The organism is Polyangiaceae bacterium (genome assembly GCA_015075635.1).
Lineage (GTDB): Bacteria > Myxococcota_A > Polyangia > Polyangiales > Polyangiaceae > JADJKB01.
In genome coordinates this window covers 734,351-756,654 of sequence record JABTUA010000001.1, presented here as the reverse complement: position 1 = coordinate 756,654, position 22,304 = coordinate 734,351, and the positions used below count along the sequence as shown (strand labels likewise).

At 69.6% G+C, this 22,304-nt stretch carries 25 protein-coding genes and 1 pseudogene; 13 read left to right on the top strand and 13 right to left on the bottom strand.

Annotated features, from left to right (window positions below):
- Nucleotides 1–8: 8 nt before the first annotated feature.
- The 7 genes and pseudogenes from HS104_03515 to HS104_03485 all read right to left on the bottom strand — a co-directional run bounded on the left by HS104_03515 (nucleotide 9) and on the right by HS104_03485 (nucleotide 4,900).
- Nucleotides 9–746, bottom strand: coding sequence for a hypothetical protein (locus HS104_03515; protein MBE7479047.1), 738 nt, complete (start codon nucleotides 744–746; stop codon nucleotides 9–11).
- A 53-nt stretch (nucleotides 747–799) separates the two neighbouring features.
- A complete protein-coding gene (locus tag HS104_03510) occupies nucleotides 800–1,900 on the bottom strand; it encodes a haloacid dehalogenase-like hydrolase (protein ID MBE7479046.1) in 1,101 nt (366 codons plus the stop codon).
- Between the two features lie 120 nt (nucleotides 1,901–2,020).
- Nucleotides 2,021–2,182 (bottom strand): annotated as a pseudogene (locus HS104_03505) (hypothetical protein).
- 78 nt (nucleotides 2,183–2,260) lie between these two features.
- Nucleotides 2,261–3,007, bottom strand: coding sequence for an SDR family oxidoreductase (locus tag HS104_03500; GenBank protein ID MBE7479045.1), 747 nt, complete (start codon nucleotides 3,005–3,007; stop codon nucleotides 2,261–2,263).
- Between the two features lie 12 nt (nucleotides 3,008–3,019).
- A complete protein-coding gene (locus tag HS104_03495) occupies nucleotides 3,020–3,982 on the bottom strand; it encodes an alpha/beta fold hydrolase (protein ID MBE7479044.1) in 963 nt (320 codons plus the stop codon).
- Between the two features lie 7 nt (nucleotides 3,983–3,989).
- Nucleotides 3,990–4,253 (bottom strand): hypothetical protein, encoded by a 264-nt coding sequence (locus HS104_03490; GenBank protein ID MBE7479043.1) that lies wholly within the window; start codon nucleotides 4,251–4,253, stop codon nucleotides 3,990–3,992.
- 110 nt (nucleotides 4,254–4,363) lie between these two features.
- On the bottom strand, nucleotides 4,364–4,900 hold the full coding sequence (locus tag HS104_03485) for a hypothetical protein (GenBank protein MBE7479042.1): 537 nt from the start codon (nucleotides 4,898–4,900) through the stop codon (nucleotides 4,364–4,366).
- Between the two features lie 100 nt (nucleotides 4,901–5,000).
- Here HS104_03485 and HS104_03480 point away from each other — a divergent pair, with 100 nt between their 5' ends.
- Genes HS104_03480 through HS104_03450 form a run of 7 tightly spaced genes read left to right on the top strand, consistent with a single transcriptional unit; the run spans nucleotide 5,001 to nucleotide 12,403 of the window.
- The gene (locus tag HS104_03480; protein MBE7479041.1) at nucleotides 5,001–5,975 is read left to right on the top strand and encodes a hypothetical protein; all 975 of its coding nucleotides are present in this window, start codon (nucleotides 5,001–5,003) and stop codon (nucleotides 5,973–5,975) included.
- Nucleotides 5,972–6,946 carry an alpha/beta fold hydrolase gene (locus HS104_03475; GenBank protein MBE7479040.1) on the top strand — a complete coding sequence of 325 codons (975 nt, stop codon included), beginning with the start codon at nucleotides 5,972–5,974 and terminating at the stop codon, nucleotides 6,944–6,946. Before HS104_03480 ends, HS104_03475 begins: the two co-directional genes overlap by 4 nt.
- Nucleotides 6,943–8,502 (top strand): TIGR04551 family protein, encoded by a 1,560-nt coding sequence (locus HS104_03470; GenBank protein MBE7479039.1) that lies wholly within the window; start codon nucleotides 6,943–6,945, stop codon nucleotides 8,500–8,502. Before HS104_03475 ends, HS104_03470 begins: the two co-directional genes overlap by 4 nt.
- 7 nt (nucleotides 8,503–8,509) lie before the next feature.
- Nucleotides 8,510–9,349, top strand: a complete 840-nt coding sequence (locus HS104_03465) for a hypothetical protein (protein ID MBE7479038.1) — start codon at nucleotides 8,510–8,512, stop codon at nucleotides 9,347–9,349.
- An 18-nt stretch (nucleotides 9,350–9,367) separates the two neighbouring features.
- A complete protein-coding gene (locus HS104_03460) occupies nucleotides 9,368–9,652 on the top strand; it encodes a hypothetical protein (GenBank protein MBE7479037.1) in 285 nt (94 codons plus the stop codon).
- A 7-nt stretch (nucleotides 9,653–9,659) separates the two neighbouring features.
- Nucleotides 9,660–11,396, top strand: a complete 1,737-nt coding sequence (locus HS104_03455) for an AMP-binding protein (protein MBE7479036.1) — start codon at nucleotides 9,660–9,662, stop codon at nucleotides 11,394–11,396.
- On the top strand, nucleotides 11,396–12,403 hold the full coding sequence (locus HS104_03450; GenBank protein ID MBE7479035.1) for an alpha/beta fold hydrolase: 1,008 nt from the start codon (nucleotides 11,396–11,398) through the stop codon (nucleotides 12,401–12,403). The genes HS104_03455 and HS104_03450 overlap by 1 nt, the downstream gene beginning before the upstream one ends.
- Here the strand turns inward: HS104_03450 and HS104_03445 are convergent.
- The 3 genes from HS104_03445 to HS104_03435 form a co-directional block, all read right to left on the bottom strand.
- Nucleotides 12,400–12,696, bottom strand: a complete 297-nt coding sequence (locus HS104_03445; protein ID MBE7479034.1) for a hypothetical protein — start codon at nucleotides 12,694–12,696, stop codon at nucleotides 12,400–12,402. The two genes, HS104_03450 and HS104_03445, sit on opposite strands and share 4 nt — an antisense overlap.
- A 29-nt stretch (nucleotides 12,697–12,725) precedes the next feature.
- The gene (locus HS104_03440; protein MBE7479033.1) at nucleotides 12,726–13,301 is read right to left on the bottom strand and encodes a hypothetical protein; all 576 of its coding nucleotides are present in this window, start codon (nucleotides 13,299–13,301) and stop codon (nucleotides 12,726–12,728) included.
- Between the two features lie 61 nt (nucleotides 13,302–13,362).
- Nucleotides 13,363–13,800 (bottom strand): Uma2 family endonuclease, encoded by a 438-nt coding sequence (locus HS104_03435; protein MBE7479032.1) that lies wholly within the window; start codon nucleotides 13,798–13,800, stop codon nucleotides 13,363–13,365.
- Between the two features lie 85 nt (nucleotides 13,801–13,885).
- On the opposite strand from HS104_03435, the gene HS104_03430 reads away from it, so the two are divergent.
- The 3 genes from HS104_03430 to HS104_03420 are packed head-to-tail and all read left to right on the top strand — an operon-like array spanning nucleotide 13,886 to nucleotide 17,024.
- Nucleotides 13,886–15,352, top strand: a complete 1,467-nt coding sequence (locus HS104_03430) for a cellulase family glycosylhydrolase (protein MBE7479031.1) — start codon at nucleotides 13,886–13,888, stop codon at nucleotides 15,350–15,352.
- 41 nt (nucleotides 15,353–15,393) lie between these two features.
- A complete protein-coding gene (locus HS104_03425) occupies nucleotides 15,394–16,461 on the top strand; it encodes a hypothetical protein (protein MBE7479030.1) in 1,068 nt (355 codons plus the stop codon).
- The gene (locus HS104_03420) at nucleotides 16,461–17,024 is read left to right on the top strand and encodes a hypothetical protein (protein ID MBE7479029.1); all 564 of its coding nucleotides are present in this window, start codon (nucleotides 16,461–16,463) and stop codon (nucleotides 17,022–17,024) included. The genes HS104_03425 and HS104_03420 overlap by 1 nt, the downstream gene beginning before the upstream one ends.
- A 9-nt stretch (nucleotides 17,025–17,033) precedes the next feature.
- On the opposite strand, the gene HS104_03415 is transcribed toward HS104_03420, so the two are convergent.
- On the bottom strand, nucleotides 17,034–17,720 hold the full coding sequence (locus HS104_03415) for a hypothetical protein (GenBank protein MBE7479028.1): 687 nt from the start codon (nucleotides 17,718–17,720) through the stop codon (nucleotides 17,034–17,036).
- Nucleotides 17,721–17,761: 41 nt separating this feature from the next.
- Nucleotides 17,762–18,451 (bottom strand): 7-carboxy-7-deazaguanine synthase QueE, encoded by a 690-nt coding sequence (locus HS104_03410; protein ID MBE7479027.1) that lies wholly within the window; start codon nucleotides 18,449–18,451, stop codon nucleotides 17,762–17,764.
- A 69-nt stretch (nucleotides 18,452–18,520) separates the two neighbouring features.
- Here HS104_03410 and rph point away from each other — a divergent pair, with 69 nt between their 5' ends.
- From rph to amrS, 3 genes are read left to right on the top strand one after another with little or no spacing between them, the layout of a single operon-like run.
- Nucleotides 18,521–19,267 carry a ribonuclease PH gene (gene rph / locus HS104_03405; protein ID MBE7479026.1) on the top strand — a complete coding sequence of 249 codons (747 nt, stop codon included), beginning with the start codon at nucleotides 18,521–18,523 and terminating at the stop codon, nucleotides 19,265–19,267.
- A 13-nt stretch (nucleotides 19,268–19,280) separates the two neighbouring features.
- The gene (locus tag HS104_03400; GenBank protein MBE7479025.1) at nucleotides 19,281–20,504 is read left to right on the top strand and encodes an MBL fold metallo-hydrolase; all 1,224 of its coding nucleotides are present in this window, start codon (nucleotides 19,281–19,283) and stop codon (nucleotides 20,502–20,504) included.
- 46 nt (nucleotides 20,505–20,550) lie between these two features.
- On the top strand, nucleotides 20,551–21,636 hold the full coding sequence (gene amrS / locus HS104_03395; GenBank protein MBE7479024.1) for an AmmeMemoRadiSam system radical SAM enzyme: 1,086 nt from the start codon (nucleotides 20,551–20,553) through the stop codon (nucleotides 21,634–21,636).
- Here amrS and HS104_03390 read toward each other — a convergent pair.
- Nucleotides 21,633–22,292 carry a TetR/AcrR family transcriptional regulator gene (locus HS104_03390; GenBank protein MBE7479023.1) on the bottom strand — a complete coding sequence of 220 codons (660 nt, stop codon included), beginning with the start codon at nucleotides 22,290–22,292 and terminating at the stop codon, nucleotides 21,633–21,635. The genes amrS and HS104_03390 overlap by 4 nt on opposite strands.
- Nucleotides 22,293–22,304: the final 12 nt, after the last annotated feature.

The window sequence follows — 22,304 nt, the reverse complement described above, 5'->3', positions numbered from 1 at the left end:
TTTCGGCGTCAATTGGTCAGCTTGCCGAGCAGGCGCTTGGCCTTCGACGTCTGCCAGGCCTCGGCAAAGGTGCCGACCTTGCGCTGCGTGCAGTCCTTGCACACGAACACGTTCATGAAGCGATCGCCGTCCACCGCGACGCGCCCGTCCTTGGCGGCCTTGGCGAAGTTCCAGTGGAAGACCGAGAGCGAGGCTTCGCCCTTCTCGGCGCCGATGGTCGTTGCCGTCACTCCGTCCTCGCTGTCGGCGCTGGCGTCGGAGATCTTCCGGCCCATTGCCTGCAGGACTTCCTTCAGACCGTCGCGGTCCAGGTCGTCGATGGGCTTCTTGGCTTCGATGTCGGCCAGCAGCTTCTGGCCCGGAGTCGGCGAATTTTCGAGCTCCAGGGCGAGGCCGGCAGTCTTGCCCATCTTGCCGGCGTGTTTCTTCGCCGTGACCTCCGCGCCGAGGTCGATGACCGTCACGTAGGCGTAGTGCTTGGGGTCCTCGAGCTCCAAATCGTACTGGTCGCAATCGAAGGTCTTGTCCTCGTGCGAGCTCAGCACCTTCCAGCCGGCCTTCTTGGCGCGGGTCTCGATGTCCTTCAGGGTGAAGCTGCCGAACTTGCCGGTGGGGATCGCCGCGCCCTCGTCATCCTCCGCGGCCGCGCCGCTGGCGCTGGCCGCGGGTGACGACGAGCTCTGCGAGGAGCTCTTGCAGGCGAGCAGGGCAGCCACGAGCAGCAGCGAAGTCCCCAGGTTCCGCATGGCACCGGCCTAACTGGGCTCCCGCCGGGAGTCCAGGCGGCCGGCGCGCTTCGTCACGGCAATGCTTTGGGGAACTGAGCTCCAGACTCGTCCTTGATGGGCGCGCCATCGGGATCGACCCCGGTGGGACAGGCGAAGGCGCCCGCCGCCGGCGCCGATTTCGGCTCGATGAACATCGGCTGGTGCAGCCACTTGTTCTGGTAGTTCGCCCAGGCGTTGCACGAGACCTCGAGCTTGTGGCGCTCGATCACGAGCTTGAGCACCGTGGCGTCCTTCAGCATCGCGAGGTCGGTGTCGGAGTCGCCGGCCACGAAGACGGGTCGCTTGCTCGGATCCGGGTTCGGCGCGAGCTGCGAGGCGGCGGGCTCGCCGAAGATGACCTTGTTGATCCAGCAGCGCTTGCCGGCGTAGTAGGTGATGAGCGAGGTCTGCCCGTTGGCCAGCGTGCCGCAGCCCTCGAAGCCGTAGGTGATGAGGCCGGCGTTCAGCACCGGGCGGATGCCGATGACCTGGTGCGGCGGCACCCCGATCTTTTCGGAGACGGCTTCGACCACGTACTGAGGCGAGGCCGTCACCACCCACACGTCGAAGCCGTTTTCGTCGAGCGTCTCGGCCAGATCGCGGATCTGCTCGTAGATGCGCAGGTAGCCTGCGACGCCAGAGACCCCGAACAGCGTCTGCGTGGTGCCGATGGGCGCGCCGACGTTCTCCTCGAAGGCCGCCTGCGCCCACGCGCGCACCTCCGCCGGCGTGTGCCCAGCTTGGAGCTGCGAGACCCAGGCGTAGGGTTGGTTGGTCGTGGTCGTGTTGGCGTCGGTCCAAGCCGCGGCCCCCGCCGCCGTCTTGCCGTTGTAGTAGATGCTCATGATCTCGGCCGCGCAGGCCGGCGTGGCGCTGGTGGGCAAGGGCGTGCCCGCCGCCGCCGCCGCGTCGCAGGCTGCGTTCAGCGCCGACTTGGCCGCCGCCGTGAGATCCGGATTGGTGAGCCCCCAGTCTTTCCCCGGTGGCTGCAAGATGACGTCGTGCTTCAGCATCCAGAACAGCGTCGCGTCGCCGATGTCGTTCTTGACCACGGTGTTGTCCCAGTCGAAGACCGCCACCGGGCGCTTCGCGGGGTCGAAGGCCGGGCTCGCGATGCCGTGCTTGACGATCATGTCGTTCAGCGCGTCGCGGTTGCCCTGCTCCCAGCCGCCGATCTTGGCGTCGAGCAAGCGAGCCGGCTCCAGCGGGCTAGCAGGCCCCGCCTCACCCGGCGGGCCCGCTTCGCCGGGGAGCCCGTCGACGCCGTCCTTGCCGACGCCGCCGTCGGCGCCCTGAGCGCCGTCCTTGCCATCCTTGCCCGCCGGGCCCTGGGCCCCGTCTTCCCCCGAGCACGCCACGCCCGACAGCGCAGCCAGAACCATCGCCGCCATCCCCAACCCAATCGTCCTCGCCATGTCGACCTCCGTGAGCCGACGTTAGGGATTGGCGGACGACCGCTCCATGGTCAGTTGTTACGCGCCGCTCGCGAAGCGCTACATCACCAGCCCACCGTCCACATCGACACAGCGGCCGTTGAAGTAGTCGCACTCCAGCACGAAGCGCACCGCCAGCCAGAGGTCCTCCGGCACGCCGATGCGGCCCACCGGGATGGCGGCCACCAGCGCGTCGCGGGCCTTCTGGTTCATGCCCTGGGTCATCGGCGTCTCCACCATGCCCGGGGCGATGCAGCCGACGCGGATGCCGTAGCTCGCGAACTCGCGGGCCCAGGTCACGGTGTTGGCCGCCAGGGCCGCCTTGGCGGCGACGTAGTTCGATTGCCCGCGGTTACCGTGGCGGGAGACGCTGGAGATGTTGACCACCACGCCCGGCCGGGTTCCGGCCTCGACCATGGTCTTCGCCAGCTCGCGCACCATGAAGGTCGCGCCGGTCAGGTTCACGGCCAGCACGCGCTGCCAGTCGTCCGTCGAGAGCGTCGTGACCTTGCCGGTCTCGCGATCGCGCTTGACCAGCAGGCCGTCGCGAATGATGCCGGCGTTGTTGACCAAGGCGTTCAGCCCGCCGAGCTCGGAGGCCGCCCACTGGGTGAACGCCACGCAGTCCGCTTCGTTCGAGACGTCGAGCCGGCGGCGCGCGATGCCGGCGGGGAGCTCCGCGAGCCCCGCCTCGTCCACGTCGCCCGCGGCGACCTTGGCGCCCGCGGCGGCGAGCTGCTTGGCAAAGTGAGCGCCCATGCCGCGCCCGGCTCCGGTGACGATGATCTTCAAGCTGTCGAGTTTCATGGGGGCTCTCTCTCAGTTGGCGAGGGTCTTGCCAAACCACTCCGCGAGCTTCGGGTAAAGCTGTTTCGGCGCGCTGCCCCCGACCACCGCGCCCACGTGGCCGCCCGGGATGACCAGCAGGCTCTTGTCGCTGGAGCTCGACAGGTCGTTCAGGGCCTGGGCGGCGGGCGGCGGGCAGATCACGTCGCGATCGGTCACGACCGTGAGCACCGGGCAGCGGATGTCGCCGAGGCGCACGCGCCGTCCGGCGACGTGGTGCTCACCTCGCGCGAGCGCGTTCTCCTGGTACAGGTCCCGGATGTATTTGGCGTAGGCGGCGCCCGGGAACGGGATGTTGGCGCTCGCCCACTCCTCGAGCGCCTGGTAGGCCTCCAGCCGCTCCGGATCGCCGAGGCGATCGAAGAAGCTCAGCCACTTGCCGAGCTGCGCCGTGGGCCGAAGGGCGACGAAGCCGCTTTGCATCTGCTGGGCGCTGACGTTGCCGGCGTCGGCGATCGCCTGAGGGTCGAACCAGCGCGGGTTCACCATGTGGGCGAGGAAACCGCCCTCGGCGAAGTCGATGGGGCCCGCCAGGTTCACCAGCCCCGCGACGGAGTCGGGCTCCAGGGCGGTGTGGATGGCGGCCAGGGTGCCGCCGATGCAGTAGCCGAGCAGCCCCACCCGGGGCGCGCCGCTCTCGCGCTGCACCCGCCGCACCATGCGGCCGACCCGGCCGACGACCGCGTCCCAGTCCAGGTAGCGGTCCTCGGCCTCCGGCACGCCCCAGTCGAGGCAATACACGTCGAAGCCCGCGTCCACGAGCGCCCGCGCGAGCGAGGCGCCCGGGCGCAGATCGAGCACGTACCAGCGGTTGATCAGCGAAGGCACCAGCAGCACCGGTGCGCGGCCGGATGAAACCTCGCTCGCGCGAAATCGGTAGAGCGTTGCCGTGCCTTCGCTGAACAGCGAATCCCTCGGGGTGGGTGCGAGCTGCATCGGTTCGTCAGCTCCCCGTGCGCAGGCTCTCGCCGGTCTTCTTGACCATCTCCAGGTTCAGCTTGCGCCACTCGTTGGAGAGCGCGAGGCCGTAGGTGAGCGACTCCTTCATCAGCTTGGCGCTCTCGTCGATGGCCTGCTGCGCGCGCTCCACGCCCTGGCCCTGGGCCTTGGCGAGCTGCTCCCCGAGCTGCTCCATGCGCTCGAGCTGCTCCTTGGCGGTGCGGGTCCAGAGGTCGAAGAACTGGTTGGGGGAGTTGAATCCGGGCATGAACATGGCTGTATCGGTGTCCTTCCGCGCCGAGATTTGTTGCGGCGCAACAAGACCAATAGGCAGCGTCTGCGCCCCTGTCAAGCCGAGAATGTTGCGAAGCAACAAAATCAGCGGCGGCGGCGGGGCTTCTTCTCGAGCGAGCGCTTGAGCTCGTCGAGCTCGCGGCGCAGGCTCGCGATGTCGGCGTCGGCGCGGGGTTCCGGCTCGCGGCGCGGCGGGGGCGGCGGCGGAGGCGCGGCGTCCCAGCTGCCCTGCTGCGAGAACAGACGCGCGAAGGCGTTGCTCGCCGAGAACGGCATGTTGGCGAACGGGAAGTACGGCGAGACGGCCTGCGCGCCCTGTTTGGCGGTCAGGTACATCTCCAGCGTGGCGCTGACATAACGCCCGAAGAACTCGCCCAGCGCGTCGTCCTGCATGCGGATGAGCTGGGTCAGGAGCGGTACCGGCAAAAGCTTCGCGGCCGGTCCCTCCAGGATGATCTGCGTCAGCGTGGCCTGCGTCAGGTCCTCGCCGCTCTTGGCGTCCACCACCCGCACGTCGGCGCCCTTGCGGATGCGTTCGGTCAGCTCTTCGAGCGTGATGTAGCGGCTCTCCTCGGTGTCGTAGAGGCGGCGGTTGCTGTACTTCTTGACCACGAGGGGCATGTCGCAGTGCGAAAGGCTAGCCCTCCCAGGGCGCCATGGGAAGCGCAAAATTGCGGCACTGCAACATGGGGCTTGACCAGCCATGGAGCCGGAGCTATCCATGCGCAGGTCGATCATGGTGCAGTGCAACAAGAAGCTGCCGCTGCTGCTCCTGCTGGGGATCTTCGGCTGCAACGCCGCGTCCGAGAACGCGGACGAGTGCGAGCGAGGCTCGGATTGCGTCTCCGGCGCCTGCAACGCCGGCCGCTGCGTGCCGGCGGCCGGCGGCGCTGCGGGAGCGGCGGGCGCGCCCAGTGGCGGCGCGGCCGGGACGGGCGGCGTTGCCGGCAGCGGCGGCAGCGCGGGCAGCCCGAGCGGCGGCTCCGGCGGCGGCTTCTGCGCGCCCAACCACGACGGCGTGCTCGACAAGAGCGAGACCCCGCTGGCGGCCGGCTTGAACGCGAAGTTCCTGGTCTCCGGCCCGGCGCCGGTGGCGAGCGCCGGCGTGGCGCAGGGCGACGGCAGCCGCAGCTGGGACTTCAGCGGCGCACTCTCCGGCGACCACCTGGTGCTGGTCGAGACGCAGAAGCTCGACGGCAAGTGGTTCGCGGCGAAGTTCCCTGGCGCGAGCTACGCGGCCCGGCTCGCGGAGTCGAGCGATCTGCTCGGCGTGTTCGAGATCGCGGCGACCTCGCTCTTGCTGCGCGGCGTGGTGTCGCCCAGCGACGGCCTGACCAAGACCGAGCTCAGCTACGCGCCGCCGGTCGTGGTGCTGGATTTCCCGCTGAAAGAGGGCAAGACCTGGTCCACCGCCAGCACCGTGAGCGGCTTCGCCCAGGGTGTCCTGGCCAATTACACCGAGGAGTACGCGAGCAGCGTGGACGCCCACGGCACCCTGAAGGCGCCGTTCGGCGAGTTCCCGGTGCTGCGCACGCGCGTGGTGCTGACGCGCAAGGTCGGCCTGGTGACCACCGTGGTGCGCTCGTTCCTGTTCGGCTCGGAGTGCTTCGGCACCGTCGCCAGCCTGGTCGCCAAGGACAACGTCAGCACCACCGAGGTGAGCGAGGCGGCCGAGCTCCGGAGGCTCGCGCCGTGAAGCCGTGGGCGCTCGCCGTGGCACTCTTGCCGCTCGCGTGCGCGCCCGCGTTCCACTCCGGGCCCATGCCCGGCGAGCCCAAGGCGAGCTACGCGAACGTGGCCGGCGCCCGCGTGCGCTACCAGGACGAAGGCCAGGGCTCGGCGGTGGTGCTGCTGCACGGCTTCGCCTCGTCGCTCGAGACCTGGGAGACGGTGCGGCCCGCGCTCTTGGCCGATCACCGGGTGATTTCCCTGGATCTGAAGGGCTTCGGCTGGACGGATCGGCCGCCGGGCGACTATTCGCCGCGGGCCCAGGCCGAGCTGGTGTTCGCGCTGCTCGACGCCCGGGGCGTGAAGCGGGCGGCGCTCGTGGCGCACTCCTGGGGCGCCTCGGTCGCGCTCCAGATGGCGCTGCTCCGCCCCGAGCGGGTCGAGCGCCTCGCGCTCTACGACGCCTGGGTCTACGAGGAGCAGCTGCCCACGACCTTCCACTGGGCGCGCGCCGGCGGCGTCGGCGAGGCGCTGTTTGGCGCCTTCTACGCCGAGCGCTCCGACGAGAAGATCTCGCAGGCGTTCTTCGACGAGCGCAACGTGAGCGAGCGCCTGGTCGAGGACGTGGAGCGCGCGCTCGAGCGGCCTGGAACCACGGCGGCGGCGCTGGCGGCGACGCGGGGCCAGCGCTTCGCGGAGGTCGAGGCGCGCTATCGCGAAATCAAGCAGCCGGTGCTCCTGCTCTGGGGACGCGAGGACCGCGTGACGCCAATCGAGATCGGCGAGCGCCTCCTGCGCGAGCTGCCCGACGCGAAGCTCCGCGTCTACGGCCGCTGCGGGCACTTCCCCATGCTCGAAGCCGCCCGGGAGTCCTCGCGGGATCTGGCTGAATTCCTGCGGGATCCGCCCGCGCCCAAGCCCGCCCCCGCCCCCGCCCCCGCCCCCGCCCCCGCCCCCGCGCCACAGCCCGCACCCGCCCCCGAGCCGGAGGCAACGTGAAGCGCCTCGCGCTCGCGCTCGTGCTCGCCAGCGCTCCCGCCGGAGCGACCGGCTTCGCCGACCACGCGCGGGACCTCGGCGCGAAGCCCGCCGAGGACGTGCGCCTGGACGGCTACTTCCGCGTGCGCGGCGATGCGCTTTACAACCTGGACCTCGATCGCGGCCCGACGCCCTCGGGCCAGCTCCTGTACCCGGTGCCGCTCGGCAGCCGCAGCGGGCAGACGTTGACTCGCGCCGACATGCGCCTGCGCACGGATCTGGCCATCTACGCGCCCGGCGGCATGATGGCGGTGAAGGCGCGGCTCGACGCCCTGGACAACGTCGCGCTCGGGAGCGCGCCGGAGGGCATTCCCGCCGCCAGCGGCAGCCAGCGCACGGAAGGTGAGACCATCACGGTGAAGCGCGTCTGGGGCGAGGCGCTCACGCCCGTCGGGGCGCTGGCCATCGGTCGCATGGGCAGCCACTGGGGCCTCGGCATCCTCACCAACTCCGGCGATTGCCTGGACTGCGACAGCGGCGACGCCGCCGATCGCATCGCCTTCGTGACCCCAATTCTCGGCCATTATTGGGCCGTTGCCTACGATTTCTCGGCGACCGGACCGTTCGTGCCGGACCGCGGCGGACGCCGCTCCATCGACTTCGCGCCGAGCGCCGCGGTGCACACGCTGACCTTCGCGGCGCTCTCCTCGCGCACCGACGCGGCGCGGGCGCGGCGCGCGAAGGCGGGCAAGCACACGCTGGAGTACGGCGCCTACGCCTCGCACCGCTGGCAGAAGGACGACGTGCCGGCGACCTACCTGCCGGTCGCGCAGCCCGTGACCGTCGACAACCGTCAGGTGATGTCGCGGGGCTACACCGCGACCGCGGCGGATCTGTGGACGCGTCTGAGCGGTCGCGGCTATCGCGTCGAGGCGGAGGTCGCGTACCTGACGGCGCGCGTCGAGCAGCCGTCGCTGGTGCCCGGCGTGCTGCTGCGCGATCCGGCCACCAGCAAGCAGCTCGGTGCCGCGTTCGAGAGTGAGGCCGGAGACGCGGACGACAGCTACCGGCTGGGCTTCGACGCCGGCTACGCCAGCGGTGATTCCGCGCCGGGCTTCGGGGCCTTTCCCGGGGTGAACCGCCCGGCGCCGGTGCCCGGCGATCTGGACGGACCGCAGGCCCGCCCGCCCTCCGATTCGAGCGTGAACAATTTCCGATTCCACCCGGACTTCCGCGTGGATCGCATCCTTTTTCGCGAGATCATCGGCACCGTGACCGACGCGGTGTACCTCCGGCCGCACGTCGCGGGCGACCTGTTCCGCTTCGCGAGCGGGCGCCTGCGCGCCTCCGCCGCGGCGGTCTGGTCGTGGGCGGTCAACCCGGAGTCGGCGCCCGGCGGACGCCGGCCGCTGGGCGTGGAGGTGGATCCCACCCTGAGCTACGAGAGCCGCGACGGCTTCGTGCTCGCGCTGGAGCAGGCCACGCTGATCCCGCTGGCGGGGCTCGACAACCCGGGTCTGGGGCTGAAAGCCAAGCCCGCCCAGCTCTGGCGGCTGAGCGCCGCGTTCACCTTCTGAGGTATCCATGGCGCGTCTTCTCTCACTCGCTCTGCTCGCGCTCCTCGCCACGGCGTGCAGCGACAACAAGACCCAGCCGCCGAGCTACTCGGAGTACCAGGGTGCCGAGCCCACGCCGCTGTCCTGCGTGCCGAACCTGGACGGGCGCATCGACGCGAACGAAGCGCAGCCGGCGATCGGCGCGCAGGTGTCGTACCTGGTGTCGCCGGCGGACGTGGAGCGCAGCGTGGACCTGGTCGGCGTGGACCTGGGTGGCGGCCGGTTTCGCTGGGATTTTGCCACCGATTTCGCGGACGACCAGCTGGCGAAGGTGGCGCCCACGGGCATCTCCGGCAAGTGGTACCAGAGCTCCTTCGCGCCGGACGCCTTCGTCACCCCGTTCGACGCCGCCGGCAGCGTCGAGAACGTGCTGCGGCACGACGACAAGGCGCTCTGGCTGCTGGGCGTGGCCTCGCGGGACGAAGCACCCCCGGAGGGCAAGACGCTCCTGATCTACGACGCGCCGGTCGAGCTGTTGCGCTTCCCCATCGAGCCGGGAAGCAGCTACGTGTCCGCCGGCAGCATCAAGAACGGCACGCTGCGCGGCTTGCCCTACGCCGGCAAAGACACCTACGAGGTCTCGGCGAACGGCGTGGGCGAGGTGGTGCTCTCGGCCCTGGCCTTCACGCAAGCGCATCGCGTGCGGACCAAGGTGACGGTCGCGCCGGCCGTGGGCGCGAGCACCTCGCGCCGGCAGGTCTCGTTCTTCTTCGAGTGCTTCGCCGAGGTGGTGCGCGCCACCAGCCTCGCCGACGAGCCCGAGGCGGATTTCAGCGTGGCCAAAGAGCTCAGAAGAATCGGCTTTTAGCCGCAGGAGACAGCGAAAATGAACGCCTGGGATCAATACAAGAAGTTCTTCAACGCCTGGGAAAACGCCACCGCACAGTACATGGAGCAGGTGCTGAAGAGCCCGCTGATGCTCGAGCCGGCGGGGGCATGGCTGAGCGCCATGATGAAGGCCAAGGCCAAGAGCGACGAGCTGGCCGCAAACTGGTGGGGCGGGCTCGGGCTGCCCACGAAGCGGGACCAGGAGCGCACCCTGCACAAGCTGAACCAGCTGGAGAGCAAGCTGCTGGATCTGGAAGAGCGCCTGGCCGGCGCGGAGAAGTGAGCCAACCATGTTCGACATCACGCCGTATCGCGAGCTGAAGATCGCCCCCCGCGCCGTGTTCGACGCCCTGGAAGAGCGGCGCTCGCGCCCGCGCTTCATGCTGCCGACGCCCGAGGGCGACTGGGCGGCGGTGACCTGGGGCGCGTACGCCGACGCCATCCGGAAGCTCGCCTGCTACCTGGCGGCCACGGGGCTCGAGCCCGGCGATCGCGCGGCGATCTTCGCGCCGAATCGCGTGGAGTGGATCGAGGCGGCGCTGGCGATCCAGGCCGCGGGCGGCGTCATGGTCCCGGTCTATCCGGCCTGCACCGCGGAGCAGGCCGCGTACATCGTGGACCACAGCGACGCGAAGGTGCTCTTCGTGGACACGCCGGCGCTGCTCGCGCGGGTGCTCGAGCGCTGGAGCGAGCTCGCTCACCTGGAGCGTGTGGTCTTGCTCGACGACGGCATCGACGCCGGCAAGGTGCTGGCGGAGCTCCGCGCGCAGGGCAAACCCGCGCCCGCCGCGGCCGAGCTCGAATCCAAGCTCGTGACCTGGAGCCGCGCGCTCGCGCTGGGCGCGGCCCACGATCTGGAGGCGCCGCAGGCGTTCGAAACGCGCATGCAGGCGGTGGAGCTCGATCGGCCGGCGCTGATGCTCTACACCAGCGGCACCACCGGCAACCCCAAGGGCGTGCCGCTGACCCACCGGAACGTCGCGCTGAACGGCCTGGACTGGCTGGAGTGCAACGCGCCGCTGCTGGAGGACAACGCGGTGGACCTGTTGTGGTTGCCGATGAGCCACATCTTCGGCCTGGGCGAGGCGTGCCTGGGCAATACCCTGGGTTTCACCACCTATCTGTCCGATCCGCTGAAGGTGCTCGGGCACCTGCCCGAGGTGAAGCCCAGCGTGTTCATGAGCGTGCCCGCCTACTGGGAGAAGCTCGCCACCGGCGCGATGACCGAGAGCGATCCCGATGCGCGTCGCGAGAAGCTGGCGGCGCTGACCGGCGGCCGGCTGCGCTTCTGCCTGTCCGGCGGCGCGGGCCTGAAGCGCGAGATCAAGCAACTCTTCTACGAGTGCGGTCTGCTCATCATCGAGGGCTACGGGCTCACCGAGTGCTCGCCCACGCTCACCTTGAACCGACCCGACGCCTTCCGCTTCGATTCCGTGGGCAAGCCGCTGCCGTCGGTCGAGCTGCGCTTGGCGGAGGACGGCGAGATCCTGGCCCGCGGCCCCAACATCTTCGCGGGCTACCACAAGGACCCCGCTGCGAGCCGCGAGGCTTTCACCGACGACGGCTGGTTCAAGACCGGGGACGTGGGCCGCTTCACCGACGACGGCTTCCTGCAGATCGTCGATCGCAAGAAGGAGATCCTGGTCACCGCGGGCGGCAAGAACGTCCCGCCGGCGAACATCGAGCTTCGCTTCGCCGACGACCCGGTGGTCGCCAACGCCATCGTCTACGGAGACGGCAAGAAGTTCCTGGTCGCGGGGATCTGGCTGAACCCGGAGGCCACGGACGCGAAGCTCGCGGCGCTGGGCGTGAAGCCGGAGGGCCGCAGCGCGGCCATTGCGGAGCTCGTCGCCGCGAGCGTCGAGCGCGTGAACCAGCACCTGGCGAGCTTCGAGCAGATCAAACGCTTCCGCGTGATGGACACGCCGCTGACGGTGGCCGGAGGCCTCTTGACCTCGACCCTGAAGCCCCGGCGCAAGCAGATCTACCAGGCCTTTCAGCGCGACTTCGAGGCACTGTACGGCTGATGTTCCAGGCGCTCGGCTCACTCCTGGGGCGGAAGGCGCCCGCCGTGGGGCAGACCCCGGCGGACGTCGTGTTCACGGAGAACAAGTGGCGCCTCTTGCGCTACCGGCCGCGGGCGGAGGGCCGCGCGTTCGCGACGCCGCTCGTGCTGGTGCCTTCGCTGATCAACCGGCACTACGTGCTCGATCTGCTGCCCGGCAAGAGCTTCGTCGAGTACTTCGTGGCGCGTGGTCACGACGTGTTCTGCCTGGACTGGGGCACACCGGGGGACGAGGATCGCTACGTCAGCTTCGACGACGTGTGCGATCGCTACCTGGGTCGCGCGCTGAAGAAATCAGCGGAAATCGCCGGGGCGCCGCGCTCTCACGTGCTCGGGTACTGCCTGGGCGGCACGCTCGCAGCCATCCACGCCACGGTCTACCCCGAACGCTTCGCCTCGCTCACGGCCCTGGCGGCGCCCATCGGCTTTCACGACGGTGGGCTGCTCAGCACCTGGACGCGCTCGGCGAGCTTCGACGTGAAGGCCGTGGTGGCAGGCACCGGCAACGTGCCCTGGCAGCTGATGCAGTCCGCCTTCCACATGCTCCGGCCCACCCTCAATCTCTCCAAGGCCGTACACGCCGCCGACAAGCTCTGGGACGACGAGTTCATGAACGGCTTCCTGGCGCTGGAGACCTGGGGCAACGACAACGTGTCGTTCCCGGGCGCCTGCTACGAGCGCTACGTGGAGGAGCTGTACCGGAAGGACGCGCTGCTCGCGGGGACCTTCACGCTCTCGGGCAAGCCCGCGCGGCTCGAGGCCATCACCTGCCCGACCCTGGCCGTCACCTTCGAGCACGACAACATCGTCCTGCCCCAGAGCGCCGCGGTGCTGCTCGAGCGCATCTCCGCGACCGACAAGCACCGCATCCACCTGCCCGGCGGCCACGTGGGCGCGGTGGTGTCGAAGAAGGCCGCGCAGAGCCTGTGGCCGGCGATGGCGAAGTTCTGGGAGGAGCGAGCTGACTAGTCCGGCGTTCCGGCGTCCTGCGGCGGAGCCCCACAGAATCCGAGCGTCTGGCCGGTCTGCTGGCATGACCACGTGCCGGTACACTCGCAGTCGAAGAGCTTCTGCATGCCCGCGCCGCCATCCGGACAGTTCAGGTACACGCTGACCAGGCACGACCCCGACCCGATGCACGCTCCGCTGGGAGGCGCGCTCTGAGGTGCCGCGGGGCATTCGACCGGCACCGCATTCACCGCCGAGTCGGTCTTCTCGGTCGGGTCCGACTCAGAGCCGCAGGCCGCGAGTGCGTACGCCATGCCAAGACAAAGGACTTCACGGCAGCGCATCAGGGCCCTCCCAGCGCCGCGTCCAAATCCACGACACTTCCGGACGCCCCGTAACACCGATTGGCGCCTAGCGAACTCGGGTGAACCTGGAAACATGCAATGAAGGTCAGCTTCGCGCCCATGCCGATAGTGTGGTGCACTATGACCGTTCCCGCATCCTGGACCCCTGTCTTCTGCGAGAAAGCGCCTGATGCGATGTCGGCGCCGATCCCCAGCGCTTCTTCGACCACAGTGGGAAGACACACGAAAGAAGCGGCAAGGTTCGACTGGTCGAACGCCGAGGTGTCGTAGTCGTTTGCGCTTCCTCCAGGTGCGTTCGGATCACACATCGACCGATCAGTTGCCGTGATGTCGTACAAGCGGACGGCTGGCGAGAAGTACGGTCCGTTGGTCAGCGTGTTGTAGAAGCCCGTCGCCTCCGCGTTACATGTAGTGTCGAAGCTGTGATCCCCGACTACGTACGAGTAGTCGTTCGCGCTAATTGCAGCGACGCCGGAGTTGGCCACAGCGAGATCGCTCGAGCAGACAGCGCTCGCGCCTAACGCAACTGGTATGAAGAATCGTCCCACTCCCATGCGAGCGAGTCTCCCCCCCCCCCCGGTTGTCAAGCTGGTGCGAAGCAGTGCTTGACCGTTGTCAACTCGAGCGTGTCAAGCCGGGTCGAGCGCGACGCCGTCGTAGACGGCGCTCACGGGAAAGGCAGCGTCGAACGCGTCGAGCGTCACCATTTCGCCGTCCCGTAGCTCGCGCTCGGTCCAACGCCCACCTTCGATCCGTTCCACGACCGTGATGCGCCACTCGCGGTGCGACACGATCAGCACGGCCCGTAGCGATTCGAGCTGCCGGTAGCTCTCGAGCGACTCTGACCTTCAGGTCCGAGGTCGCCACGCGACAACCCGCCGGAAGAGCTCCGGCCAACGCCACGATGGTTGCCGCAGCGAGCTGGGCGTGGGCAGGCGTGCCACCGGCCATCGCGTAGATCACGCCGCGGCAGTACTCCAGCTTCAGCAGGCTCGTCTCGAGCGACGCGAGGTACTCCGCGTAGTCGTAATGAAGCCGGCGGGCGGTGGTCACCCCGCGCAGTGTAGCGCAATTCCGCCGGGAGCCCGGCGCGCAATTGGCGAAGTCGCACCGCCCCCGATGACCTACAATCGGGGCGATGCGCCGCGCGTCCCTCGCCCTCGCGCTCTTCGCCTTCGGCTGCGGAGGTGACGACCCCGCCGCGCCGCCGAGCGCCAACGCCCCGTGCAGCGAACCCGCCCAGGCGGGGAGCCCGCTCGGCGTGCACTGCGGGCAGCTCGTGGATGCAGAAGGCCGCGTGGTCTTTCTGCGCGGCGTGAACGCGCGGGTCGAGGGGATCTTCGACGTCACCTTCGACGACGGGCGCACGGCGCTGGAGGAGATCCCCGCGTTCACCGCCGGCGACGCCACGGCGATGCGCGACTTCGGCTTCGACGCCCTGCGCTTGCCCATCAACTGGAGCGGCATCGAGCCGACGAAGGACGGCGGCTTCGACGAGGCGTACCTGGACCGCGTCGAGCAAGCGCTAGATCTGGCGCACGCCGCCGGCTTGAGCGTGCTCCTGGATCTGCACCAGGACGCCTACAGCAAGGAAATCGGCGAAGACGGAGCGCCGCTCTGGGCCATCCTCCCGCCGCCGACGGAGCTCCTGGAAGGCCCGCTCGTCGATCTGGAGGCGCGCCGGCTGAGCAAGCAGGTGCTGGACGCCTTCGAGACGTTCTTCGGCGACAGCACCGACGGCAGCTGGCTGCGCGAGCGCTTCAGCGCCATGGCCGCGCACGTGATGCAGCGTTTCGCCGAGCATCCGGCGGTGATTGGCCTCGAGATCTTCAACGAGCCGCAGGCCACCATGGCAGGAGTCACCCGCCTGAACGACGTCGCCTACCCGGCGCTGCGCGCGGCGGCGCCCGAGAAGCTCTACCTGTTCGAGCCGCCGGTCACGCGCAACGTGCTCGACGTCGCGCCCGTACCGGAGGCGCCGCTCGGGCCGATGACGGGCTACGCGCCACACGTCTACACGCTCGCGTTCGTCAGCACCGACGCGCAGAAGCAGGCGATGACGAAGGAGACGTTGCGCACCTCCCACGCGAACGCGCGCGTCGAGGCGGACGCCTGGCAGGCTCCGCTGGTCATCACGGAGTGGGGCTTCGACCCGAAGGCCATCAAGGCGAACGAATACGTGACCTGGCAGAGCGAGCTCGCGGAGGAGTACGGCGCGTCCACGTTCTTCTGGGTGTGGAAGGAGCGCTCCCAGGGCAACTGGGGCTGCTTCGACTTCGACCCGACGACGCAGGTGTTCAGCGAGCGCGCGGCGCTCCGAACCGCGCTCGCCCGGGTGCGACCGGTGGCCGTGGCGGGCTGGCCCACGCGGGTGTCGTTCGCACGCGCGACCGGGGTGTTCGAGCTCGAATTCGACGGTAATCCGCGGGTGAAGGCGCCGCACCGCATCGCCGTGGCGCCGCTGCTCGGCGCGCCCGAGGCGGTGGAGTGCGACGGGGCGTCGGTCGAGTACCAGACGGCCGCGCACGGGGAGGTCCGAGCGCACTGCGGCCGCGGTAGCGCCGCGCCGCACTTGCTCCGGGTCGTGGTCGCGCCCAGGCCTTGAAGTGTTCCGCACGCCGCGCTTCGGCTAAGCTTTGACGCAGCATGAAGCGGACCCGCTACGTCGCCCTGGGGATCGCGGCGTCGTGGCTCCAGTGGACCAGCTGCACTGTCGAGGAGATCGACCTCGAAGGCAAGAAGTGCCCCTGCGCCGACGGCTGGACGTGCGACGACGCGACTGGGCTCTGCGTGAAGCTCGCGTCTACCGGCGGCGGTGGAAGCGGTGGAAGCGGCGGAAGCGGCGGGGGCGGGGGAAGCGGTGGCTCGGACGCAGCGGTCGATCAGTCTGCTGACGCGCCGCCGACACCGGTCGCGCTCGGCCGGCCTTGCATCGGCTCGCAGCGCTCGACCGGTATGGTGGCCAATCGCAAGCGCGTCAGCCGATTCGCGTTGTTCTCGCCGGAGACCTACGACGCGGTGATGCTGTACCTGGAGCCCCCTGGCAGCGGCTCGCAGCAAGTTCGCGGCATCGTCTACTCGGTGGGCGGAAATGGGCAGCCGGATGCGCTGGTCGGGGTCACGACCGAAGCGTCGATTGGCACCTCGTTCGTGAAGGGCTGGGTGTCGATGGCGTTCGACCAGCCGTTGACCCTCCAGGCGGGCGAGTACTGGCTCGGGATGCACAGCGGGCCGAACGGCTCGTCGAAATACGCCTTCGAGACCGCTCCGGCGGCGCTGCGCTTTTCGGACGACACCTACTCCGACGGGCCAACGGCGACGTTCGGAGCCACCACCAACAACGACAGCCTCTTGTCGGTGTATTTGAAGCCCGCGGGGGCGACCGTCGACGACTCGAAGCCCTGTCCCAGCTCGGGTGGAACCGGCGGCGGCGGTGGAACCGGCGGCGCGCCCGGCGGCGGCGGGGGCACGACGGGCGGCGGGGGCACGACGGGCGGCGGGGGCACGACGGGCGGAGGTGGCACGACGGGCGGAGGTGGCACGACCGGCGGAGGTGGCACGACGGGCGGAGGTGGCACGACCGGCGGAGGTGGCACGACCGGCGGAGGTGGCACGACCGGTGGCGGTGGCACGACCGGTGGCGGGGGCACGACCGGTGGCGGTGGCACGACCGGTGGCGGGACGGGCGGCGGCCTGGACGCGGGCGCTGACTGATGGCCGGTCGCGCGCTGCTCGTGGCGACGGCCGCCCTCCTGCTCTCGGGGACGGCGAGCGCCCAGGTCGCGTGGGGCCCGCCTCCAGGCTCGTTCCCGGTGGTGCTGCACGCGAGCGACCCGAACGTCTCGTTCACGCTGGCGCACGAGAAGGACTCGCCGCCGTTCGTGGCCTGTCAGGGCGAGTGCGTGTTGCCTTTGTTCGCGGGCGACTACTTTCTGAAGATCGACGAGACGAAGAGCATCATCGGAGGGAAGCGGCGCTTCAAGGTGGACGCGCCCAGTGACGTCAGCATCGAGCCGCGGACCTACGATGACCGCGCGATGGGCCAGCTGATGGGCGGGATCGGCATCGGCCTTCTGGTGCTCGGCACCGTGGGCATGGTGGCTACGGGGATCCACATCGACGGAGAGCGAGAGAACGACAACGGCGAAGCGGCGCTCTTCGCCGTGAGCTTCTTCGGCTTCGTCGGCGGCGCCGTGCTCACACCCATCGGCTGGGTCAAGGCGGGACGCGCGGCGCCGGTGCTGAGCGTGACGCCGCTCGCGCCGGCACCCCGATGATGGTCGCGCTCAGCCACAGTCGCACGCGCATCCCGCGGCCCCACACGGATCCGCGCAGCCGTTCACCGCGCAAGCCGCATCGCCGCACTTCTGATACGCGCAGTAGCACTTGAAGCCGTGGCTCTGGCAGTAGAGGTCGCAAGTCGACCAGGTCAGCGTCGGCTCGCACATCGTACACGCGCCCGAGGTGCACTTCCCACAGGCCGTGCAGCCCGCGCCACACGCGGCACAGCTCACTTCGAGCTGCTGCTCTTGGCTCACGGCGTTCGACGCTGAGTCCGAGAACTCGACCAACACGGTTCGCGTCGCGCTGGCGCCGGCCTTGAAGACGATGGTCTCCAGGTCGTTCAGCACCTTCCAGGTCACGTCCGCGGTGAACGTTCCTGCACTGAGTTGGGTGAACGCGCCGAGGAACTTCGACTTGTCCTTCGAGTACAGCTTGCCGCCTGCGATGTCGGCCAGTCCGTCGGGATCGGTCACGTCGACGGTGAGCTCCACGCTCGCAGCGTCACCATCGAGCTCGCCGCTGACCAGGATGCTCAGGATGACCGGGCTCTGGTTCGCGCTCCCCGCCGCGCCGGCCGCTCCACCGGAAGCCGGGCTGCCGCCGGTTCCCGATGTTTCGGAGGACGACTCGGAGCAGGCGAGCGCAGTGCCGCACAGGACCGCCGCTGCAGCGAACACCGCCTGCCGCATGCAGATACCAATACCACGCGAGGGTGCTCGGGCGCGCCCACTCACACCCCGCGCCGGCCGCCCCAGCGCTCGATGTGCAGGCGGGGTGACAGTCCGAGCCCGCGCGACAGGCTCGCCGCCGCGACGAACGGCGTGCGCGCCGCCAGCTCTTCGCGCGTGCGCGCCTCGGGCATGAGCAGCGCGCGCACGCGTGGCCAGCCGAGCTCGGCGATCAGGCGCTCCGCCTCCTCCACGTCGGCCTCGTCGGCGACCACCAGCTTCAACCAGGCGCGCTCGGTGGCGAGGAATACTCCGAGCACCTGCGGTCTCAGGCGCAGTCCCTCGCGATTGCCGCTCTTGGAGAGCTTTGGGGAGACGTTCCACTGATCGACCCGCCGCGCGAGCTCGGGTACCGGAGCGAGCGTGCCGTTGGTCTCGACCTCGATGCAGAAGCTCCGGTCCAGCGCTGCCAGGAGCACGGCGAGGCTCGCCTGCTGGAGCAGCGGTTCGCCGCCGGTCACGACCAGCCGGCGCGCGCACGAGGCTTCGAGCTCGCTTCGCACCGACTCCACGCTGCGCGTGTGGACCTCGTCTTCGTAGCGGTGGTTGTTGAAGTCCCAGGTGTACTTGGTGTCGCACCAAGAGCAGTGCAGGTTGCAGGTCGCCAGGCGCAGGAACACCGCCGGCTGACCGGCGCTCGCACCCTCGCCTTGGATGCTCTCGAAAATCTCGGAGACCTTGAGCGTGCGCATGGCAGAGGTCGAAGGATTGTGCTCGCCGCTCTGCGGAGCAAGGCCGTTTCGTGGTAGCTCTCTCCCCCGATGGCCGACAAACGCCAAGGCTTGCCGCTCAACTCGATCCGTCCGGTGGAGGTGAAGCCGGGCTTTCACCGCTTCGCAGAGGGCTCGGTGCTGTACCGCGCCGGCGGGACCCAGCTCCTGGTCACCGCGTCCATCGACGACGGCGTCCCGGACTTCATGAAGGGCCGGGGCAAGGGATGGATCACCGCGGAGTACCAGATGCACCCGCGCGCGAACCCCAAGCGCCGCGAGAACCGCGACGGGCGCGACAAACCGCTGTCCGGCCGCTCGCGCGAGATCCAGCGCTTGATCGGGCGCGCGCTGCGCGCCGCGGTGGACCTCGACAAGCTCGGCGAGCGCAGCATCGTCATCGACGCCGACGTGCTCGAGGCCGACGGCGGCACGCGCACCGCGGCCATCACCGGCGGCTTCATCGCGCTGGCCATGGCCGTCGACAAGCTGCGGCTCGACAGGAAGGTGCTGCGCGATCAGGTCGCCGCGGTGAGCGTGGGGCACGTGGACGGCGAATACGCCCTCGACCTCTGCTACGCGGAGGACAGCACGGCGCGCGTGGATCTCAACGTCGTGGCCACGGCCAAGGGTGGCATGGTCGAGATCCAGGGCACCGCCGAGGGTGAGCCGGTGCCTCGCTCCGATCTGGACGCCATGGTCGATCTCGCGCTGATCGGCGTGGCGGAGCTGTGCGTGGTGCAGCGCAAGGCGCTCGGCGGCGTGGGCATCGAGCTCGGGCGCCTGATGCCCAGCTGAAGGGAGAACGGAGATGGGGAAGATCCGCGAGACCGCCGAGGCGCTCTGGTCGGGAGCCGCCGCCACCAGAGAATTGCAGCCGATTTCGCTGATGCTGGGCCTGGAGGAGCTGCAGCCGGGCCTGGCTTTTCTGTCGAGCTTCGGCAACGTGATCGCGCTCCGCACGAGCGACGGGCTGGCGTTGATCGACACCGGCTCGTTCTTCATGGCCGGGCAGAACCACGCCAACCTGCGCGAGTGGTGCGGCGAGCCGCTGAAGACCGCCGTCTACACCCACGGCCACGTCGATCACGCCTTCGGCCTCGGGCCCTTCGAGGCGGAGGGCAACGGCAAGATCGAGGTCATCGCCCACGAGGCGGTGAAGGAGCGCTTCGATCGCTACCAGCTCACCGCCGGCTACAACCGCGTGATCAACGGCCGGCAGTTCGGCATCGCCGCGTGGCCGACGGAGTACCGCTATCCGGACCTCTGCTACCGGGACCGGCTCGAGCTGCACCTGGGTGGCGAGCGCGTCGAGCTCTTCCACGCTCGCGGCGAGACCGACGACCACACCTTCGCCTGGCTGCCGGAGCGCCGTGCGCTGTGTACCGGCGACCTGTTCATCTGGGCGTCGCCGAACTGCGGCAACCCGCAGAAGGTGCAGCGCTTCCCGCGCGAGTGGGCGGCGGCGCTCAGGCGCATGGCGGAGCTCGGTCCGGAGCTGCTGTTGCCCGGCCACGGCCTGCCCATCGAGGGTCGAGATCGGGTCCAGCAGGCGCTGACGGAGAGCGCGGAGCTCCTGGAATTCCTGGTCGAAGCCACGCTCGAGCGCATGAACGCCGGGCAGCGCCTGGACACGATCCTGGCCGAGGTGAAGGCGCCGGCGCGCCTCCTCGAGCGCCCCTATCTCAGACCCGTCTACGACGAGCCGGAGTTCATCGTGCGCAATCTGTGGCGGCTCTACGGCGGCTGGTGGGACGGCAACCCCGCCAACCTGAAGCCCGCGCCGGAGGCGGCGGTCGCCCGGGAGATCGTCGCGCTCAGCGGCGGCGCCGGCGCATTGATTTCGCGGGCGAGCGCGCTGGCGGACGCCGGAGAGCTCGCGCTCGCGTCGCACCTGATCGAGCTCGCCCGTGCTGCGGCGCCACGAGACACGGAGCTCGGCGCGGTTCGCGCTCGGATTTACGCGGCGCGTTCCGAGGCCGAGTCGAGCCTGATGGCCAAGAACATCTTCCGCGCCGTGGCCGAAGAAGACTGAGCTCCGGGCTGGCCAGCCGAGCGTCTGGTCTTATCTTCGAGATCTCATGACCAAGCTGGACGCGAGCTACGAGCGCGGCCGCTGGCAGCACCCGCTCCCGGACGGGCGCATTCAGTGCGACCTGTGCCCGCGCTACTGCCGGCTCCACGAGGGCCAGCGGGCCTTTTGTTTCATCCGCGAGCGCGTGGGGGACGCCATCTACCTCACCAGCTACGGCCGGGCGACGGGCTTCTGCATCGATCCCATCGAGAAGAAGCCGCTGAATCACTTCTACCCCGGCTCGAGCGTGCTCTCCTTCGGCACCGCCGGCTGCAACCTGGGCTGCAAGTTCTGCCAGAACTGGGACATCTCGAAGGCCAAGGAGATCGAGCGCCTGTCTGACCGCGCGACGCCGGCGCAGATCGCCGAGGCGGCCGAGCGGCAGGGCTGCAAGAGCGTCGCCTTCACCTACAACGACCCCGTCATCTTCGCGGAGTACGCCATCGACGCTGCCAAGGAGTGCCACGCGCGTGGCATCAAGACGGTGGCTGTCACCGCCGGGTACATCACCCCCGAAGCGCGCGGCGACTTCTTCGAGCACATCGACGCGGCGAACGTCGATCTCAAGGCCTTCGAGCCCGACTTCTACCGGAAGCTCTGCTCCGCCGAGCTCGCGCCCGTGCTCGAGACGCTGGTCTGGCTGAGACGCGAGACGAACGTGTGGGTCGAGGTGACGACCCTGCTCATCCCGGGTCACAACGACTCCGTCGAGGAGATCGACCGGCTGTGCGCCTGGTTCGCGAAGGAGCTCGGTCCCGACGTCCCCCTTCACTTCAGCGCCTTCCACCCGGACTTCAAGATGCTGGACGTCCCGCAGACACCGCCCGCGACCTGCCAGCGCGCCCGCAAGCAAGCGCTCGCCCACGGCATTCGCTACGTCTACTCCGGCAACATCCACGACCCGAGCGGGGGCTCCACCTACTGCCCGAGCTGCAAGACGCTCCTGATCGAGCGCGACTGGTACGAGATCGGCAGCTATCACCTGGCGGGCAACCGCTGCGCCAAGTGCGGAGCGACCGTTGCCGGGCACTTCGAGGCCGAGGCGCCGAACGACCCCTGGGGCCGGCGGCGCGTGCGCGTCGCGATCGCCTAGCCCTCGCCGAACGCGTAGCGGTACAGCATGTCGGCGAGCGCGTCGCGGATCGCCTTGGCTGCCCGCGGCGACGGCGGCGGACCGCGCAGGCCCGCGGTGACCAGCGCCACGTCCTGCGCGGCGACGGAGATCACCCGCGCCGCGGCGTCGGCGTCGGGGATGCGCGCTTCCGAGACGCTCTGGCGGATCAACATCGCGATGGCCATGATGCCGCGCTCCTCGTAGTCGTCGCGCAGCTTGGCCAGGCCTTCGTCGCGCATCGCCACCGCCATGAACACGCGGGTCAGGCGCGGATTCTCCGAGGTGCTCTGGAACAGGATGTCGATCACCTGGTCCACCGCGGCTCGCCGCTCGCGCCGCGTGCGCGTCGAGGCGAAGGAGTCCGGCGTCAGGCGGCGCATCACGCTCTGGTACGAGTGCTCGAGGTGCCGCTCGACCAGCTCGACGAACGCCTGCCGCTTGTCGGCGAAATAGCGGTAGAAGGTGCCGACGGACACGCCCGCGCGCTCGGCGATGTCCGGGGTCTGGGTCTCGTCGTAGCCCCGCTCGGCGAACACCTCTGCCGCCGCCTCGAGCAGGCGCTGGTGGGTGTCCCGGGCCCGTTTCTGGGCAAACTCTCGGGTGTCCCGGGGGCGGGCGGGGCGGGGCTCGGCCAAGACCCCTAGCCT